This is a genomic window from Pseudomonas vranovensis DSM 16006, from assembly GCF_000425805.1.
In the GTDB taxonomy this organism is placed as follows: domain Bacteria; phylum Pseudomonadota; class Gammaproteobacteria; order Pseudomonadales; family Pseudomonadaceae; genus Aquipseudomonas; species Aquipseudomonas vranovensis.
Genome location: NZ_KE384457.1, coordinates 47,613 through 65,518 on the forward strand (window position 1 = coordinate 47,613; position 17,906 = coordinate 65,518).

Annotated in this window: 12 protein-coding genes and 2 pseudogenes; 5 read left to right on the plus strand and 9 right to left on the minus strand. The window is 64.1% G+C overall.

The features are described 5' to 3' along the window. Positions 1 to 173: 173 nt before the first annotated feature. The 5 genes from H621_RS0124180 to H621_RS0124200 all read left to right on the plus strand — a co-directional run bounded on the left by H621_RS0124180 (position 174) and on the right by H621_RS0124200 (position 5,425). Entirely contained in the window at positions 174 to 1,220 is a 1,047-nt protein-coding gene (locus H621_RS0124180; RefSeq protein WP_051270712.1) for a WD40/YVTN/BNR-like repeat-containing protein, read from the plus strand. 20 nt (positions 1,221 to 1,240) lie between these two features. Further along, on the plus strand, positions 1,241 to 3,622 hold the full coding sequence (locus tag H621_RS0124185; protein ID WP_028945849.1) for an efflux RND transporter permease subunit: 2,382 nt from the start codon (positions 1,241 to 1,243) through the stop codon (positions 3,620 to 3,622). 106 nt (positions 3,623 to 3,728) lie between these two features. After that, entirely contained in the window at positions 3,729 to 4,019 is a 291-nt protein-coding gene (locus H621_RS0124190) for a DUF5629 family protein (RefSeq protein WP_028945850.1), read from the plus strand. Further along, entirely contained in the window at positions 3,985 to 5,124 is a 1,140-nt protein-coding gene (locus H621_RS0124195; RefSeq protein ID WP_028945851.1) for a lactonase family protein, read from the plus strand. Before H621_RS0124190 ends, H621_RS0124195 begins: the two co-directional genes overlap by 35 nt. Positions 5,125 to 5,245: 121 nt before the next feature. Next, complete coding sequence (locus tag H621_RS0124200; RefSeq protein ID WP_028945852.1) at positions 5,246 to 5,425, plus strand: hypothetical protein; 180 nt, start codon at positions 5,246 to 5,248, stop codon at positions 5,423 to 5,425. A gap of 68 nt (positions 5,426 to 5,493) precedes the next feature. Here H621_RS0124200 and H621_RS27515 read toward each other — a convergent pair. From H621_RS27515 to H621_RS0124245, 9 genes and pseudogenes are all read right to left on the minus strand, one after another. Further along, a pseudogene (locus H621_RS27515) lies at positions 5,494 to 6,086 on the minus strand (glutathione S-transferase). Then, positions 6,083 to 9,719, minus strand: a pseudogene (locus H621_RS27520) (AAA family ATPase). Before H621_RS27520 ends, H621_RS27515 begins: the two co-directional pseudogenes overlap by 4 nt. After that, positions 9,716 to 10,957, minus strand: coding sequence for an exonuclease SbcCD subunit D C-terminal domain-containing protein (locus H621_RS0124215; protein WP_028945853.1), 1,242 nt, complete (start codon positions 10,955 to 10,957; stop codon positions 9,716 to 9,718). The pseudogene H621_RS27520 and the gene H621_RS0124215 overlap by 4 nt, the downstream one beginning before the upstream one ends. A 51-nt stretch (positions 10,958 to 11,008) precedes the next feature. Continuing rightward, positions 11,009 to 12,634, minus strand: coding sequence for a BatD family protein (locus H621_RS0124220; protein WP_028945854.1), 1,626 nt, complete (start codon positions 12,632 to 12,634; stop codon positions 11,009 to 11,011). Next, complete coding sequence (locus tag H621_RS0124225) at positions 12,631 to 14,361, minus strand: vWA domain-containing protein (RefSeq protein WP_028945855.1); 1,731 nt, start codon at positions 14,359 to 14,361, stop codon at positions 12,631 to 12,633. Before H621_RS0124225 ends, H621_RS0124220 begins: the two co-directional genes overlap by 4 nt. Then, positions 14,358 to 15,458 carry a vWA domain-containing protein gene (locus tag H621_RS0124230; protein ID WP_028945856.1) on the minus strand — a complete coding sequence of 367 codons (1,101 nt, stop codon included), beginning with the start codon at positions 15,456 to 15,458 and terminating at the stop codon, positions 14,358 to 14,360. Before H621_RS0124230 ends, H621_RS0124225 begins: the two co-directional genes overlap by 4 nt. Then, the gene (locus H621_RS0124235; protein ID WP_028945857.1) at positions 15,451 to 15,945 is read right to left on the minus strand and encodes a DUF4381 domain-containing protein; all 495 of its coding nucleotides are present in this window, start codon (positions 15,943 to 15,945) and stop codon (positions 15,451 to 15,453) included. The genes H621_RS0124230 and H621_RS0124235 overlap by 8 nt, the downstream gene beginning before the upstream one ends. Then, entirely contained in the window at positions 15,942 to 16,886 is a 945-nt protein-coding gene (locus H621_RS0124240) for a DUF58 domain-containing protein (protein ID WP_028945858.1), read from the minus strand. The genes H621_RS0124235 and H621_RS0124240 overlap by 4 nt, the downstream gene beginning before the upstream one ends. 4 nt (positions 16,887 to 16,890) lie before the next feature. After that, the gene (locus tag H621_RS0124245; RefSeq protein ID WP_028945859.1) at positions 16,891 to 17,850 is read right to left on the minus strand and encodes an AAA family ATPase; all 960 of its coding nucleotides are present in this window, start codon (positions 17,848 to 17,850) and stop codon (positions 16,891 to 16,893) included. Positions 17,851 to 17,906: the final 56 nt, after the last annotated feature.

A 17,906-nucleotide genomic window follows, 5' to 3' on the forward strand; every position in this document is an offset into this window, starting at 1 on the left:
GGGCTTGCCCCGCGATGCATTTCCTGCTTAACAAAAGATAACGTCCCGTTCGTTGTCAGCCCTTCGCAAACCCCGATAGGATGGCTCCCAGCTATTGCGGGGCTCTGGAACACGGTTTTTGGCAGTACCTGCAAATAGATTGACCCAAATAACAATAATCGGGGGACAGATCTATGACCGAGCCTTATTTGGCAGGTACCGGCGGCGCTTTGCGCGCACGCCCATGGGCATTGGCCGCCAGCGGGTTGCTGGTGATGGCAATGGGAATGTGGGCCAGTACGGTGGAGGCGTCTGCTTCCGAACCGAAGGTCTACTCCACCGAATCGGCCAAGGCCGAAAAGAGCCTGTTGCTTGACGTGACCCAAGCCGGCCCACGCCTGATCGCTGTCGGCGATCGCGGCCATATTCTCTTCTCCGATGACCAGGGCAAGTCCTGGACCCAGTCCAAGGTGCCGACCCGGCAACTGCTCACCGCCGTTTATTTTGTCGACGACAAGCACGGCTGGGCGGTCGGCCATGACGCACAGATCCTCGCCAGCAGCGATGGTGGTGTGACCTGGACCAAACAATTCGAAGACCTCAAGCGTGAAGCGCCGTTGCTGGATGTCTGGTTCAAGGACGCCCAGCATGGCTTTGCCGTGGGCGCCTACGGTGCGCTGCTGGAGACCACCGACGGTGGCCAGCAGTGGAACGAGGTCGGTGAACGTCTGGACAACGAAGACCAGTTGCACCTCAACGGTATCGCTGCAGTCAAGGACGCAGGCCTGTTCATCGTTGGCGAACAGGGCAGCATGTTCCGTTCCAGCGACGACGGCCAGACCTGGCAGAAGCTCGAAGGTCCCTATGAGGGCTCGCTGTTCGGCGTGATCGGCACCGCCCAGTCACGCACGCTGCTGGCCTATGGGCTGCGTGGCAACCTCTACCGCTCCACCGATTTTGGCGACAGCTGGCAGCAAGTCGAACTGAAAGCCGCGCGCGGGGCCCTCGAATTTGGCCTGGCAAGCGCTACGCTTCTCGATGATGGCAACCTGGTATTGGTCGGTAATGGCGGCACCGTCCTGCGCAGCAGCGACGACGGCCAGACCTTCAGCGTCTTCAACCGCGCTGACCGCATCGCCCTGGCGGGTGTCAGCGGTCGTAACGGCGAAGGCCTGATCCTTGTCGGCCAGGGTGGCGTGCACCTGGCTTCGGCCCAGGGCGCCGAAGGAGTGCAGCCATGACCAGTCAGGAGCAGTTCAACATGAACCAGCAGCAACACCATCAGGACAAGGCGACGCTCCTTGAGCGCCTGATCTTCAACAACCGCCCGGTGGTGATTCTTATCTGCCTGCTGGTCAGTGTGTTCCTGTTCTGGCAGGCCACGCAGATTCGTCCATCGACCAGTTTCGAGAAAATGATCCCGCTCGAGCATCCCTTCATCGAGAAGATGCTCGAACACCGTAACGACCTGGCCAACCTCGGCAACACCGTGCGCATCTCGGTCGAGGCTACCGATGGCGATATCTTCAGCAAGGAGTACATGGAGACCCTGCGTCAGATCCACGACGAGGTCTTCTATATTCCCGGTGTCGACCGTTCCGGGCTGAAGTCGCTGTGGAGCCCCAGCGTTCGCTGGACCGAAGTGACCGAAGAGGGCTTCGCCGGCGGCGAGGTCATCCCCAACACCTACGACGGTTCGGCCGACAGCCTCGACCTGTTGCGCAACAACGTGCTCAAGTCGGGCCAGGTCGGGCGCCTGGTGGCCAACAACTTCAAGTCGAGCATCATCGATGTGCCGCTGCTGGAGTCCTATCCAGACCCGCAGGACCAGGGCAAGCTGATCAAGCTCGATTACCAGCAGTTCTCCCACCAGCTTGAAGAAAAGATCCGCGACAAGTTCCAGGCCCAGAACCCCAATGTGAAGGTACACATCGTCGGTTTTGCCAAGAAGGTCGGTGACCTGATCGATGGCTTGATCATGGTGGTGATGTTCTTCGGTATCGCCCTGGTGATCACCTGGGTGCTGTTGTACTGGTTCACCTGGTGCATTCGCAGCACCATCGCGGTGCTGATCACCACCCTGGTGGCAGTGGTCTGGCAGCTGGGGCTGATGCACGCGGTAGGGTTCGGACTCGATCCGTATTCGATGCTGGTGCCGTTCCTGATCTTCGCCATCGGTATTTCCCATGGTGTGCAGAAGATCAACGGTATTGCCCTGCAATCGAGCGATGCCGACAACGCGCTGACCGCCGCACGGCGAACATTCCGCCAGCTGTTCCTACCGGGGATGATCGCCATTCTGGCCGACGCCGTGGGCTTCATCACCCTGTTGATCATCGACATCGGTGTGATCCGCGAGCTGGCCATCGGCGCGTCCATCGGTGTTGCGGTGATCGTGTTCACCAACCTGATCCTGCTGCCGGTGGCGATCTCCTATGTCGGCATCAGCAAGAAAGCCATCGAGCGCAGCAAGAAGGACGCAACTCGCGAACACCCGTTCTGGCGCCTGCTGTCCAACTTCGCCAGCGCCAAGGTGGCGCCGGTGTCCATCGTCCTGGCCTTGCTGGCTTTCGGTGGCGGCCTCTGGTACAGCCAGAATCTGAAGATCGGCGACCTCGACCAGGGGGCGCCGGAGCTGCGCCCGGACTCGCGCTACAACAAGGACAACAGCTTCATCATCGACAATTACTCGACCAGCTCCGACGTGTTGGTAGTGATGGTCAAGACGCCGTCGGAAGGCTGCTCGGTGTATTCCACCATGGCGCCGATAGACGAGCTGATGTGGAAGATGGAGAACACCCCGGGCGTGCAGTCGGCCATCTCGCTGGTGACGGTGTCCAAGCAGATGATCAAGGGCATGAACGAGGGCAACCTGAAATGGGAAAGCCTGTCGCGCAACCCGGACGTGCTCAACAGCTCCATTGCCCGTGCCGACGGCCTGTACAACGCCGACTGTTCGCTGGCACCGGTGCTGGTGTTCCTCAACGACCACAAGGCCGAGACCCTGGACCGTGCGGTCAATGCGGTGAAAGAGTTTGCCGACACCCACAACAAGGACGGTCTGGAGTTCCTGCTGGCCGCGGGTAACGCCGGGATCGAGGCGGCCACCAACGAAGTGATCAAGTCGGCCGAGCTGACCATCCTGATCCTGGTGTACATCTGCGTGGCGGTGATGTGCATGATCACCTTCCGCTCGTTCGCGGCGACCTTGTGTATTGTCCTGCCCCTGGTACTGACCTCGGTGCTGGGCAACGCCCTGATGGCCTTCATGGGCATTGGCGTGAAGGTGGCGACCTTGCCGGTGGTGGCGCTGGGCGTGGGTATTGGTGTGGACTACGGTATCTACATCTACAGCCGCCTGGAGAGCTTCCTGCGTGCTGGCCTGCCGTTGCAGGAAGCCTACTACCAGACGCTCAAGTCCACCGGCAAGGCCGTGCTGTTCACCGGCCTGTGCCTGGCCATCGGTGTATGCACCTGGATCTTCTCGGCCATCAAGTTCCAGGCCGACATGGGCCTGATGCTGACCTTCATGCTGCTGTGGAACATGTTCGGTGCGCTGTGGCTGCTGCCGGCGCTGGCACGGTTCCTCATCAAGCCGGAGAAAATGGCGGGTCAGGAGAGCAAGTCGATTTTTGCTCACTGAGTGATAGCGCGGGGCAAGCCCGCTCCTGCAGGGAACTGCAGGAGCGGGCTTGCCCCGCGATGCTTTCAGGTATCATGCCGCTTTACCCCTCGATGATACCCACGCAATGACAACCCTTTCCCAAGCCCTGCAAACCTGCGACATGCTCCTGGTCGACGGCTTGCACGCCTTTGACTTCACCTTCGACGACACCGGCCTGCACATCGAAAGCATGGATGGCCGTGCCCTGAAGAAGTGGTCCTTCACCCCTGAGCAGATCGCCGCCGCCCGTGCCGACGGCCAGGACTGGCTGATCGCTGCCGACGCCAGCGAGCATCGACTAGTCTGTATGAGTGCCTTTCGCGCACCGGACGAGGATGACGATGAAACGCCAGCTGACGACCCTGCTGATCGCTAGTGCCATGAGTGTATGTGCCACCGCCCACAGCGCGCAGTTGCTGGTGGGCAGCTACACCGATGGTGCCAGTGAGGGGTTGTACCGTTATGCCTTCAGCAGCGTCAGTGGCCTGATCGGCGAAACGCCGTTGCAGGTGCTCAAAAGCGAAAACCCTTCCTGGTTGGCCCTGTCGGTGGACAAGCGCCTGCTGTTCGCGGTCAACGAGAACGGTGATGGCAAGGGCCAGGCCAGCAGTTTTTCCGTCAGCGCCAAAGACGGCACCCTGAAGCCATTGAGCCAGGTCAGCAGCGCCGGCGACGAGCCAACCCACGCCAGCCTCAGTCACGACCAACGCTACCTGTTCGTCGCCAACTACGGCGTGCAGCCCACGCCTGGCGGCAGCCTGAGCGTGCTGCCAGTGGACAAGGCCGGCAAGTTGCAGGCGTCGGTACAGCAGGACCGCCACAAGGCCAGCGGCGCCAATCCGCAGCGCCAGGCCGGGCCGCATGTACACTCGGTGGTGTCGTCCCCCGACGGGCATTTTGTCTTCGCCAGCGACCTGGGCGCCGACAAGGTGTTCATCTACCGCTACGACGGGGCCAGCCCCAAGCATCCGCTGAGCCCGGCCGAACCGCCTTCGGTTGACCTGCCGCCCGGCAGCGGGCCGCGTCACCTGGCGTTCAGCAGCGATGGCAAACAGGCCTACCTGACACTGGAGATGAGCGCCCAGGTGGTGGTCTTCGAACACAACGACGGCAAACTGACCGAACGCCAGCGCCTGCCATTGACCGAGCAGAGCGATGCCGCCGCGAAGGCGGCGGGTGCCTTGCACCTGTCGGCCGACGGGCGATTCCTGTACGTCAGCAACCGTGGTACGGCCAACGAGATTGTGGTGTTCGCCGTGGATGACGACAGCGGCAAACTGATGAAGGTGCAACAGCGCGGCGTGGAGGGCGACCACCCCCGCGAGTTCACCCTCGACCCGTCGGGCAAGTTCCTGTTGGTGGCCAACCAGAAGAGCAACGAGATCGTGGTGATCCGCCGCGACCCACGCAGCGGCATGCTCGGTGAAACCGTACAGAAACTGCCCCAGGCTGCGCCGTCCGACCTGAAGTTTGTCGACTGACTATCAACCGCCTTGATAATGGCTACTGCTGCAATGAATTTCTGTGCGCCGCATCAGCGGCGTAAGTTTGGACCAAGGCCCGAGACGGCCACTTCAAACCACAGACTTCGAGGTCCGCGCCATGAGCTTCAACATCTTCCCGGTCATCGCCGCTTCTGCCATTTCTGCTTCGGTTGTACTGCCTGCCCACGCTCAGGTTGAAATCAGCGAGCGCACATCCTCCACTCCCAGCTACACCCAGAAGTACCTGCAGCAAAGTGCTCACTTCTATGCGGCGCTGGACCCTAAGTCGCAGCATTGAAGTTGATCACGGGGCAAGGCCGCTCCCACTGGATCTGTGGGAGCGGGCTTGCCCCGTGATCAATCTGCCTACTTAGCCATAACCGCCTTGAACAACGCCGACTCCAACCACCTTGCAGCCAGGCACGCAGGCGCGGGTAGGGCGCCTCGGCGAACCACTGCGGCTCGACCCCGGCAAACTGACGCATCAACGGCATCAATGCAGCGTCCGCCAGGCTCGGATGTTCGGCGAACAGATACGTGTGCTGTGCCAGTAGCGCTTCCAGCTCCACCAGCCAGCCCTCAGCCTGTTGGCGATAGTGTTCACGCGAGTGTTCCGGGTAACGCTCGGCGTACTTGTACAGGTTCACCTGAAGCTTGAAGTCGCGGTCGTTACGCACAATCAACGCATCGGTCGCCTGCGCCGCCTCAGGGTCGCTACGCAGCAACCAGTCTTGCGGGTCATGCCGGGTCAACGCCCAGCGCATGATCTCAAGGCTCTCATCGAGCACGCCTTCACCCGTATCCAATACCGGCACCGTACCCTTGGGCGAAAGCACCAGCAGTTCGGCAGGCTTGGCCTTCAGGCTTACTTCGACAACCTCCACCGGGCACTCGGCATAGCGCAGCGCCAGGCGCGCGCGCATAGCCCACGGGCAGCGGCGAAACGAATACAGGATCATCCGCTGACCTCCACACTGCTCAGGCCGTTGCCCTGGCGTCGCACCTGGATCTGCACTGGAATGCGCTCATGCATCTCCTGCACGTGGGAAATCACCGCGACCTTGCGGCCCTGGGCCTGCAGGCCATCCAGGGCATCCATGGCCAGTTGCAGGGACTCCGGGTCCAGACTGCCAAAGCCTTCGTCGATAAACAGCGATTCGATGCGCAGGGTGCTCGACGCCATCGATGCCAGGCCCAAGGCCAGGGCAAGGGACACCAGGAAGGTCTCGCCGCCAGACAGCGAATGTACCGAGCGCAGTTCGTCACCCATTTCGGTGTCCATTACCAACAGGCCGAGCAGGCTGCCGCCCCGCTTGAGGCGATAGCGGCGGGCCAGTTGGCGAAGTTGGGCGTTGGCGTGGTGTACCAGCAGGTCGAGGTTGTAGCCCTGGGCGATCTTGCGGAAGGTATCGCCGGTGGCCGAGCCGATCAGGGCGTTGAGCCGTGCCCAGCGCTGCCACTCGGCATAAGCCCGGGCGATTTGCTCGGCCAGGGCCTGGTTGGCCTGTTGCCGACGTTGATCGTCGGCTTGTTCGGCGCGCAGCTCGGCGCAGGTTTGTTCGCTGATCGCAAGCTGGCCTTGCAGGCTTTCAACCGCCTGTTCCAGCGCCTCGGTCGGCAGTTCGGGCGTGGCCAGGGCCTGATGTTGTTCCAGGCGTTGCTGGCGCTCCTTGAGCAGGATCTGCGCTTGCTCCAGGGCTTTGTCGCTGTCCTGCAGGCGCTGGCGCAAGTGGGCGACGGCATTGTCGTCGAGCGCCAGCAGTTGCTCTAGACCACTGTCATCGAGCTCGGGATGTGCCCGACGCCACTGCTCGATCTGCGCGCGGACTTCATTGCCTTCCTGCTCCAGCGTGTTCAGGCGTTCCTCGTTGGCCTTGATCCGGGCGGCCAGCTCGATCAGCTGTGCCTGGGTATCCTGCAATTGGCGGGCAGCCTGGGCGTCGAGGTGGCGGGCCTGTTCCACGGCGTGTTCCAGGTGCTGTTGCCACTGCTCGGCACTGGGTTGCTCGCCGATCAGGGTGGTCAGGCTTGCCTGGCTGGCATGTTGCTGGCGTTCAAGTTCGACGTCCTGCTGCTGCAGTTCCTGTTGCCTCTGCACGCGTGCCTGCTGCTGAAGCTGTGCTTTGTCCAAGGTCTGCTGGCGCTCGCCGAACTCTTGCTGTTCATCCTTTTGCCGTTGCAGCTGGTCCAGGCGCAGGGCCAGTTGCTGGTCCAGGCGCAGGAAGGTCGCGGCCGGTGCCTGGCGCAGGTCGTCGAGAATATCGGCTGGCAGTACGTTGGCGAAACTGCCCAGGTCTTGCTCCAGGCGTTCCTGATCGGCAGCCAGGGCCTGTTGTTGATGGCTCAGTTGCTGATTGGCCTGCTGGCAGGCTTCGGATGCAGCGTGCAGTTGTTGCTGCAGGCGAGCGGCGTCTTTTTGCAAGGTCAGCAGGATGTTCTGGCGTTGCTCGTCGCGGCTGATATCGTCGTTCAGGCGCCGTGCCTGCAGTTCCAGCCAGCCTGTACGCTGGCTGAGGTCCTGCTCGCAGAGCACAGGGAAGAGTTCATGGGCCTGCAAGGCGGGCGCCAGAGCCTGTTGTTGCTCGGCCAGTTGCTCCTGCTGGTGCAGGTACTCCTTGATCTGGCCGTTGACGCCGCCCAGTTGCGTCGAGCTGCTGTTTCAGCGCATCGACTTCCTGCTGGGCGTTGCGCTCTTCGTCCTGGTCATGCCGTCCCAGGCTCTGCAGCAAGGCTTCAGGTTGATGGTAGGGGTGCTCCTGGCTGCCGCACACCGGGCAGGGCTGGTCATCCTGCAATTGTGCGCGCAATTCCTCGACGCTCTGGCTGCGAGCCAGGCGCTGGCGCTCCAGCAGTTGCCGGGTGACGTCAAGCGCCTGCTCTGCGGCGGTCAGCCGGGTCTTGCCGCTGAGGCCTTCGCTGATCAGTTGCTCGCGTTGCTTGAGGGCAGCCTGCTGGCGTTCGCGCAGGCCGGTGAGGCGCTGATCCAGATCCTGCTGTTGGGCCCAGAGACGGCTGAGTGCTTCCACCTGGCGTTGCTGCTGGCGGTTTTTCTGCAGCAGTTCGCCAAGCAGTCCGACTTGTTCGGCCAGGGCATCGGGCTCGGCCTGGGCTTCGTGATAGAGCAGGGCGATGGCGGCGCGCTGTTGCTCCAGCGCAGCGCTGGCTTGCGTGGCCCGGTCCTGCAGGCTGGGCAGTTCTGCACTCCCCTGGCTCAGTCGGTTGCCCAGTTGCATCAGTTGTTGCAGGCGATCGCGATAGGCGTTCCAGGCATCGCCCAGGCTTGCCAGAGAAGCGCTTTGGGCCAGTTGCTCGCTGATCTGGCCAAGGCGTTGCTCGGTCAGTCGTTGTTGTTCGAGCACGTTGTCCAGCTGCTGCTGGCCCTCGCTGCAAGCAAGCTCCGCCTGCTGCTTGAGGTGTTGGCAGTTGCTCAGTTCCTGGGACAGGCGCGCCAGGGTGTTCTGTTCGGCAAAGGCCTGGCGCAGCAACGGGGCGCTTTCACTCTGCCGAGCCAACGCTTGTGCCAGCGCCTGCTGGGCGTCGACCTGTTGCTGCTGCAACTGCTGCTGGTGGGTAAGCAACGCGTCGTGCTGCACCTGCTGGGCACTGATGCTGGCAGCCAGGGGTGACAGTTGGCTGTCGAGCGCCTGCTGGCGGGCGAACTGATGCCGCTGCGGCGCCAGGTGCTCCAGGCGCTTCAGGTTCAGGCGCTCGCCGTGCAGGCTGTCGCTGTGCTGCCGGGCACTGTGCAGTTGCTCGCTGCTGTTTTGTACCTGGGCCTGCAACTGCAGCAACTCGGTCATCCACGCCCGTTGCAGTTCGAGCTGGCGCAGTTGCGCCTGTTCACCCTTGAGTTGTTCCACCGCCAGGTTATAGCGCTGGTCGAGATCGGCACGGGCTTCGGGCGTCATCGGCATGACGCCGGCGGCCTGGTCCTGCAGGGCCTTGTGGGCTTCCTCGGCTTCCTTGCTCTTGCTGTAGGCGCGGCGCCCCAGCTGGCTGTAGATCGCCGTGTTGGTGAGTTTTTCCAGCAGCTCGCTACGGTCTTTGTCGTCGGCCTTGAGGAAGGCGCTGAACTCGCTCTGGGCCAGCATCACGGCGCGAGTGAACTGTTCGAAGTTCAGCCCCAGGCGCGACTCGATCAGCTGTTTGTACTCAGCCTTGCTCTGGTTGCTCAGCAGTTGGTCGCTGTCCAGGTCGTGCAGGCTCTGGCGGCTGCCCTGCAGTTTGCCATTGGCTTTATCGCGAGCGCGGTTGGCTTCCCAACGGGCACGGTAGCGGCGCCCGTCGATGCCGACGAAGTCGACTTCGGCAAAGCCGCTGCCGGTACCGCGGCGCAACAGGGTGCGCGGGTCACTGGTGAGGATGTCGCTGTCGACTTCCGGCAGCTTGGTTTCGCGGCCGATGTTGCTCAGCCGCGGTACCGCGCCGAACAGTGCCAGGCACAGGGCATCGAGCAAGGTGCTCTTGCCGGCGCCGGTAGGGCCGGTGATGGCGAACAGGCCGGCACTGGCCAAGGGCTCGGCGGTAAAGTCGATTTCGAAGGGGCCGGCCAGGGAGGCCAGGTTCTTCAGGCGGATGGCAAGAATCTTCATGGCTGCTGCTCCTCGTGCTGGACGTCCTGCAGCAACAGGGCGAAATCGGCCAGGGTCTGTTCGTCCACGGCGCTGCCGTAGGCCTGGGCCCAGGCGCGGCTGAACAGCTCGTGCGGGGTCATCTGGCCCAGCTCCACCAGCGCGGTTTCATCGAGGTCCTCGCCTGCGCGGTTGCCCGCATATTCAGCGCCGATGCGCACCAGGCGTACGGCTTTACCCTGCAGGGCGGTTTCCAGTTGCTGGCGCAGGTCGGGCTGCGGCTCGTCCAGTTGCACCCGAATCTCCAGCCACGGCTGGCGCTGCGGGTCTTCGAGCAGGTCGACCACCGGCAAGCCGGCCAGTTGTTCGAGGATTTCGGTCAGAGGCGCTGGGCCCAGGCGCTGCAAATGCACCGCCCGCGGCACCAGGCGCGACTCGACGCTGGCCAGGCTGGCGCCGTCCAGTTCGATCTCGAGGATCTGGTGCTGATAGCCAATCTCGGAAAACGACAGCGGGATCGGCGAGCCGCTGTAGCGGATACGCTCTTCGCGGTTGACCCGTTGCGGCTTGTGCAGGTGTCCCAGGGCCACGTAGCTGATGTCCTTGCTGAACAGGCTGGCAGGCAAGGCCTCGGCGTTGCCGATGATCAGGCTGCGTTCGGAGTCCTCCGAGATCGAGCCGCCGGCCATGTGCGCGTGGCTGACGGCGATCAGTGCCTGGCCCGGCTTGCGTCGCTCCAGCGCGGCATCGATCAAGCGCTCGTGTACTTGACGGATACCGCGCAGGTAATCGTCGCCCAGGTGGGCGCCGGTCACTTCGGCCGGGCGCAGAAAGGGCAGGGCCAGGCACCAGGCGGCGACCTTGCCGCGGGCGTTGGTCAGTGGGATCAACAGGCGGTCGCTGTCGAGAACGCCTTCGTCGAGCCACTGCACCCGGCCCAGAGCGTGGGTGCGCAGGCGCCGCATCAGCGGTGCCGGCAGCTCGATGCGCGAGCCGGAGTCATGGTTGCCGGCAATCATCACGATGTTCAGCTTGGGTTGCTGTTCGTGGGCCTGGACGATGAAGTCGTAGAGACGCTCCTGGGCTTTGACCGGCGGGTTGACCGTGTCGAAGATGTCACCGGCGATCAACAGGGCATCGGGCTGGCGCAGCTTGAGCTGGCCGAGCAGCCAGTCGAGAAAGCAGGCGTGTTCGAAATCGCGTTCCTGGCCATGCAGGGTTTGTCCCAGGTGCCAGTCGGAGGTGTGAAACAGACGCATGAGGGGTTCCGCAGATTGCCGGCACAGCGCCCGTGGGGCTGCGCCTGAAGGTTATTTGGGGTAGAGCGGCGGCAGGCTGCCGTTGTCGCTTGCGGCCGGCTGGATCTGTTCGGCCGCCGGTATGGTGCCGATGGCACGCCAGAGTTCATCACCCTGCCAATACTGCCCGGTTTCGCTGTAGAGGGCACCGTTCAGACCGTCCAGTGCATCGGACAGTGGCACGAAGCGGGCGGCCATTTCGGCCAGGGTTTCCGGTTGCTGGCGTGCCCAGGCATCCAGGGCCTGGCGAGTGGCCTGGGGGTCGTTGGCCTGGCAGGCGCGCTTGAGATCGTCCAGCAAGGTGCGCGGGCTCGGGCCGGTCTGCGCGGCGCGTAACACCGCTGGCTGCGAGCGCGCCCGCCACCAGAGGGCAAAGCCCAGCAGGGTGGTCAGGGCCAGGATAAAGGTGCTCAGTTGCCACGGCCACAGCGGGTACCCGCTGGTGCTCAGGGGATCAGTGCTGGCTGGCTTGTCAGCGCTCAGGGCCGGGTTGTCCTGGATCTGCAGGCTGCGCGCCGGCAGGCTGCTGTGCTCCAGGTGGTCTTCGCGGGTATTCCACCAGAACACTTCCTGGGCCGGCAATTCGAGGCTGCCGGCGTGGGTTGGCACCAGGGCTTCGCGTTCTTCGCGGATACCGAGCAGGCCACGGTCGTTGACCTGGTTGCGCAATTGCGGCTGGTCGGGGTAGCGGCGCAGGCCGACCACTTCGGTAGCCGGCAGCGGCGGCAGTTGGGCGCTGGACAAGCCCTCGGCCTGGACAATCACGGTACGGGTCAGAGAGTCGCCGATCTGGGTCTGTTGCTGGGCCGGATCCGGGCTCCAGTGTTCCTCCAGGCTCAGGTTGCTGGTCGGCAGCCAAGGGGCGTTGGCCGGGTAGTCGGAAGGGATCGGATTGACCGTGAGCACCAGTGCCGAAGAACTCACATGCACCTGTTTGCCGGCCCGGGGGGCGTTCAGCTCCTGTTCGGCATCGGTCTGGGCGGCGGTGGCGCTGAAGGTCAAGGCGGGGATCTTCAGGTCGCCGCTGTGCTGCGGGTAGATTGCGTAGCGCATTTCAATCACGCCATGGCGTACCCCGTCGATGTCTTTCTCGAAGGTGCGTGATTCACCCAGCGGTTCGACCTTGGCGTCGGCCAGTTGCAAGGGGCTCAGGCTGCTGTCGTCGTACAGGGGCACCGAGTGATAGATGCTCAGGGTCAGTACGGCCTGGGCCTGTACATAGACTTCAGGCTGGTCGAGGCTGGCGTCGATGAATACCGGGCCGTGGTTTTCATTGTTGGCCGCTTCAACCAGCACCTGCAGGCTGATCGGCTCACTGCGCAGATCACCGATCTGCAGCGCCGGGACCTCCACGCTGCCGCTCTGGCGCGGCAGCAGGGTGATGATCCAGCGGGTACCGCCTGCCTGATCGTCAAGGCTGTTGAGGCTGTTGACCTGGCGGGTGCCGCGCACTTCGAAGCTGGCGTCCAGGGGGCTCAGGTCGGGCTTGCCGAATTGGGTCACATCCTGGGTCTGCAGGGTCAGCTCCAGGGTTTCGCCCGCGTTCAGGCGGGTGCGGTCGACCGTGGCAAGCAACGCCGCGGCCTGTACCTGCAGGCAAAGAAAGAGGCCGAGCACAAAGACGCAGACGCGACTCATTGATGGGGTTCCTGATGCTGTTGCTGTTCGTACCAGAATTTGCGCCGCAACAGCTCGGACGGGTTGTCCGGGATCTGCCGCAGCCATTGTTCCAGGGCCTGGCGCTGTTCGGCATCCAGGGTGCTGTCCAGCGGCCGTTTGGGCGGCTGGGTGGTTTGTTCGTCATCGCCATCGCCATCGCCATTGCTGGCCAGGTTCTGCGCCTGTTCGGCGGCGCTGTCGGCCTCCTTGTCGGCGTCGCTGGGCTGTTGCGCAGGCCTCTCGCTGGCCGGGGCCTGGTTGTTCTGTGCGCTGCTGGCGTTATCTGCCTGGGCTTCGGGCGTGCTCTGCTCCGTGTCCTGGGGAGGCTGCTTGGGCTTTTCGGCCTGGCGCTCCTGCATCAGGCGTTCGACCAACGCTTTGTTGCTCAGTGCGGCCTGCAGTTCCGGTTGACGCTCAAGCGCCTGTTCATAGGCGTCGACGGCGGCCTCCAGCTCACCGCTGCGGGCCAGGGCGTTACCGCGATTGTAATGGTCGGCGGCGCTGCTGCCCTGGGCGAAGAGGCGGGCCGCGCCATTGAAGTCGCCCGCTTCATACAGGGCCAGGCCTTTCCATTGGCGGTCCTCGAAGTGCTCGGCGGCTTCGGCTGGGCGCTGTTGTTCGAGCAGCCGCTGGCCTTGCTGGTCGGGCCGCAGCCACAGGTCATTGAACTCGAAGGCATGGCTCGGCTGGGGGAGCACCAGTAAAAGCGGCAGGCAGAACAACCAGCCGCGGCGCCCGGCGCAGGCAGCGAGCAGAAGCAGTGGCAGCAACAGCCAATAGCCCTGGTCGGCCCAGCTGTCCAGTTGCAGGGTCTGGCCATCGTCACGCAGGCGTTTTGGGGTGTCGAACAGGCGCAGGCCGCGCAGGTCCAGGTCATCGATACGGGCGCTGCGGTAGCGCCCACCGGTGCTGTTGATAAATGATCGCAGGCTGGCGCTGTCCAGGCGGGGCATGAGGATGCCGCCCTGATCATCCTTGAGGAATTCACCGTTGGCCTGTTTGACCGGAGCGCCCTCGGCGCTGCCAATCCCCAGCATCAGCAGGCTGGGGCCCTGTCGTCCGAGGGCCTGGCTGATCCCTTCGCGCTCCCGGGCGCTCAAGGATGATCCCACCAGCAGCAGGCGGCCCTGGCCCAGGCCTGCCTGGGCCAGCAGGGTCAGCCCCTTGCGTACAGCCAGATCGGCGCGCTGGCCGGCCTGGGGCATGATCGATGGGGTGAGGGCTTCGAGCAGGTTGCGGCTGGTTGCCAGGTCGTCCGATAGCGGTACCAGCGTGTGGGCGCTGCCGGCATAGACAATAATGGCGGTCTGGCTATCGCGACGATGTTCGAGCACATCGAGGATCTTGCGCCGGGCTTGTTCCAGGCGGCTGGGCTGGGCATCCTCGGCGAGCATCTGCGGGGTCAGCTCCAGCAGGATCACCAGTGGGTCGGCCGGGCGCTGCCGGGTTTCTTCCAGGCGCTGCCAGCTGGGGCCCAGCAGTGCCAGAACGGTGAGCAGCCAGGCCAGGCCCAGGGCAATCCACGGCAATTTGCTGGCGCGGCCAGTACCACCGCCGAGCAATACGGCATGGAAGCTGGGTGGCAGGATCATCTGCCAGCGACCGGCGCGTTTTTGCCGGTGCCAGAGTTTCCACAGCAGCCAGGCGAGCAGCGGCACCACGATCAGCCAGGCAGGGCGCAACCATTGCGGCCAGAGGTCAATCATCGGCGTCTCCTCAGGCGCAGGCGTTTGAGCCGCTCGCGCCATTGCGGGTGCGGGGCGAGAAAGCCCGGTCGACGCGCCAGGCGCTGCGACAGACGTTGCAGTAGCCGTTGCAGCAGGTTATCGGGCCATTGCTCGCGCATCACCAGCAACAGGCTGAGCCACAAGGCCAGGGCCAGGGGCCAGCTGTACAGCGCCTGGGCGGTACGTGCCTGGGTGGGCTGCTGGGCCACAGGCTCCAGGCGGTCCAGGGCATTGTCGATGGCCTGCAGTTCTTCACCGTCACGGGCACGGAAGTAGGTGCCACCGGTTTGTTCGGCGATTTCGCGCAGGGAGGCTTCGTCCAGGTCGAGGCTTGGGTTGATACCGAGCAGGCCCCCCGTGCCGGACGCTTCCGGGTCGGCGCCGATGCCGATGGTGTAGATGCGGACGTTCTCCTGGGCGGCCAGGCGCGCGGCGGTCAGCGGGTGTATCTGCCCGCCGTTGTTGGCGCCATCGGTCACCAGCACCAGCACGCGGCTCTGGGCCGGGCGTTGGCGCAGGCGCTTGAGGGCAAGGCCAATGGCATCGCCGATGGCCGTGTTTTTCCCGGCGATGCCGATTTGCGCTTCATCGAGGAAGGTGCGCACGGTGTGGCGGTCGAACGTCAGCGGGGCCTGCAGGTAAGCCTGGCTGCCGAACAGGATCAGGCCCACGCGGTCACCCTGGCGCTCTTCAAGAAAATCGCCGAGCAAGGCCTTGACCAGGCTCAGGCGGCTGACTTCGTCGCCCTGCCAGTGCATGTCGGGAAAGTCCATCGAACCGGAGACATCCACCGCCACCAGCAGGTCGCGACCGCTGGCGGCCACCGGCAAGGGCTCGCCCAGCCACTGTGGGCGGGCGGCGGCGAACAGCAGCAACAGCCAGACCAGCACGAAGGGAGCCTGCTGGCGCCAGGTTGGCAGGTTCAGGCGCGCCCGGCGCCCGGCCAGGCCTTCGAGTTCGTCGAGAAAGCTGATTTTGAGTACCGGCTCGCCACTGTCGGCGGCAGGCAGCAGCAGGCGCGCGAGCCAAGGCAGCGGGAACAGCGCGAAGATCCACGGCCAGGCCAATTCAAACATGTTTGCGGATCCATGTTTCGACCGCTTGGTTGAGCCCGGCAATGGCCTTGTCGTCGAGCTTGCACTCGGGCTTGTAGGCGCCTTCTACCAGCACCATCCAGCGGGTCAGGCCGGCGGCCGGGCAGCGGTTGTCGAGAAAGGCCAGCCACTGACGACCGTTGAGGGTATGGCTGTGGCTTCCGGGGTAATGGTTGCGGCACAGGCGCTTGAGCAGGGCGTTGATCTGCTGCAGCCAGGCGCCGGCCGGTTCGCCGTCGTAGGGTTTGGGCAGGCGGGCAAGCTCGGCCAGGGCTTCGACGCGGATCGGGTCCAGTGGCAGTTCGGCGCGCACGATGGGTTTTTTGCCCAGGCGCCAGTGGCGAAAGCGCCACAGGCCCCAGGCCAGCAGCGGCAGCAACGCCAGCAACAGCCACCATCCCGGCGCCAAGGGCCACCAGCCAACAGGAGGTGGGGCGATCAGCGGTTGCAGTTGCTCCAGTGAGTTCACTGGGCTTTCCCCGGTCGTTGCGCGTTCAAATATTCGCGCAGTTGTTCGATCATTTCGCTTTGAGTGCTCAAGGGCATCAGCACCACCCGCAGTTTTTGCGCCAGCAGTTCCCAGCGCTCGATGCGTGCGTCGCTCTGTTGACGGTAGCTCTTGCGCAAGGTGGGGTCGAGGGTGTCGAGCTCAAGCTGGGCGCCGTGCTGGGCAAAACGCAGCAGGCCGGCAGCAGGCAGCGCGTGGTCCAGAGGGTCGGACAGCGGCAGGAGGAGCAGGTCGCAGTGACGGGCCAGCAGGCTCAATTGTTGCTCCACGGTCGGGCTTAGGGCGCGTTCGTCGCAGATGATGATTGCCAGGCTTCCCGGGCGCAGCACCTCGCGGGCGCGGCGCAGGGCAAGGCCCAGGCTGTCGGCCTGGGGCTGGGCCTCGGTGTGCAGCGACTGGTTGACCCGGGCCAGGCGGTTGAGCAGTTGCAGCAGGCTCTGCTTGCTGCGCCGGGGCTTGATTTCATAGTGCTCGTTGTCGCCGAACACCAGGCCGCCAATACGGTCGTTGTGGCCCAGGGCGGCCCAGCCGATCAGGGCAGCGGCCTGTGCGGCAAGCACCGACTTGAACATCAACCCCGAACCGAAGAACAGGCGCTGGCTCTGCTCCACCAGAATGAAAATCGGCCGCTCGCGTTCTTCGTGAAACAGCTTGGTGTGTGGCTCCTGGGTGCGTGCAGTCACCCGCCAGTCGATGTTGCGCACATCGTCGCCGGCCTGGTAGACCCGGACCTGGTCGAAATCGACCCCGCGGCCACGCAATTTGGAGTGGTGCAGGCCCACCAGCGGGCTGCGCTGGCCGGGCCGGGAGAACAACTGCACTTCGCGTACGCGATGACGCATATCGATCAGCTCGGCGAGGCTGATACGGATTCCGGGCGCGGCCAGCAGGCGATCGGGCATGGGCTCAGGCGACGGCGACGACGTCGAGGATGCGCTGGATCACCCGGTCCTGATCGATCCCGGCGGCCTCGGCCTCGAAGGAAAGAATGATGCGGTGGCGCAGCACGTCGAACAGCACCGCCTGGATGTCTTCGGGGCTGACAAAGTCGCGCCCGGCCAGCCAGGCGTGGGCCCGTGCGCAGCGATCCAGGGCAATGGAACCACGCGGGCTGGCGCCGTAGGCGATCCAGTCGGCCAGCTCCAGGTCGAACTTGGCCGGGGTGCGGGTGGCCATGACCAGTTGCACCAGGTATTCCTCTACTGCGTCGGCCATGTACAAACCGAGGATTTCCTTGCGTGCAGCGAAGATCGCCGTTTGGCTGACCCGTCGCTCGGGCTTGGCCTCGCCATTGAGCGCCTCGCCGCGGGCCTGCTGGAGAATGCGGCGCTCCACCGAGGCATCCGGGAAACCGATCTTCACGTGCATCAAAAAGCGGTCGAGCTGGGCTTCGGGCAGCGGGTAGGTGCCTTCCTGCTCGATCGGGTTCTGGGTGGCCATTACCAGGAACAACGGCGACAGCTCATAGGTGCTGCGCCCGACGCTGACCTGGCGCTCGGCCATGGCTTCGAGCAGGGCGGACTGGACCTTGGCCGGGGCGCGGTTGATTTCGTCGGCCAGTACCAGGTTGTGAAAGATCGGCCCTTGCTGGAAGACGAAACTGCCGGTTTCCGGGCGATAGATTTCGGTGCCGGTGATGTCGGCCGGGAGCAGGTCGGGGGTGAACTGGATACGATGGAACTCGGCCTCGACGCCTTCGGCCAGTTCCTTGATGGCCTTGGTCTTGGCCAGGCCCGGGGCGCCTTCGACCAGCATGTGGCCGTCGGCCAGGAGCACAATGAGCAAGCGCTCAACGAGTTTTTCCTGGCCCAGGATCTGGGTTGAAAGAAAGGTGCGCAGCGCGATCAGCGCCTCACGGTGTTCCATCGTTGACGATTCCTGGAAATAAGCCAGGGCGTACCGCGTGAAAGCGCCCGGGCGGG

Coding starts and splice junctions, on each gene's coding strand:
- H621_RS0124180 (WP_051270712.1), top strand. CDS start 174: ATGACCGAGCCTTATTTGGCAGGTACCGGCGGCGCTTTGCGCGCACGC.
- H621_RS0124185 (WP_028945849.1), top strand. CDS start 1,241: ATGAACCAGCAGCAACACCATCAGGACAAGGCGACGCTCCTTGAGCGC.
- H621_RS0124190 (WP_028945850.1), top strand. CDS start 3,729: ATGACAACCCTTTCCCAAGCCCTGCAAACCTGCGACATGCTCCTGGTC.
- H621_RS0124195 (WP_028945851.1), top strand. CDS start 3,985: ATGAAACGCCAGCTGACGACCCTGCTGATCGCTAGTGCCATGAGTGTA.
- H621_RS0124200 (WP_028945852.1), top strand. CDS start 5,246: ATGAGCTTCAACATCTTCCCGGTCATCGCCGCTTCTGCCATTTCTGCT.
- H621_RS0124215 (WP_028945853.1), bottom strand. CDS start 10,957: ATGCGTCTGTTTCACACCTCCGACTGGCACCTGGGACAAACCCTGCAT.
- H621_RS0124220 (WP_028945854.1), bottom strand. CDS start 12,634: ATGAGTCGCGTCTGCGTCTTTGTGCTCGGCCTCTTTCTTTGCCTGCAG.
- H621_RS0124225 (WP_028945855.1), bottom strand. CDS start 14,361: ATGATTGACCTCTGGCCGCAATGGTTGCGCCCTGCCTGGCTGATCGTG.
- H621_RS0124230 (WP_028945856.1), bottom strand. CDS start 15,458: ATGTTTGAATTGGCCTGGCCGTGGATCTTCGCGCTGTTCCCGCTGCCT.
- H621_RS0124240 (WP_028945858.1), bottom strand. CDS start 16,886: ATGCCCGATCGCCTGCTGGCCGCGCCCGGAATCCGTATCAGCCTCGCC.
- H621_RS0124245 (WP_028945859.1), bottom strand. CDS start 17,850: ATGGAACACCGTGAGGCGCTGATCGCGCTGCGCACCTTTCTTTCAACC.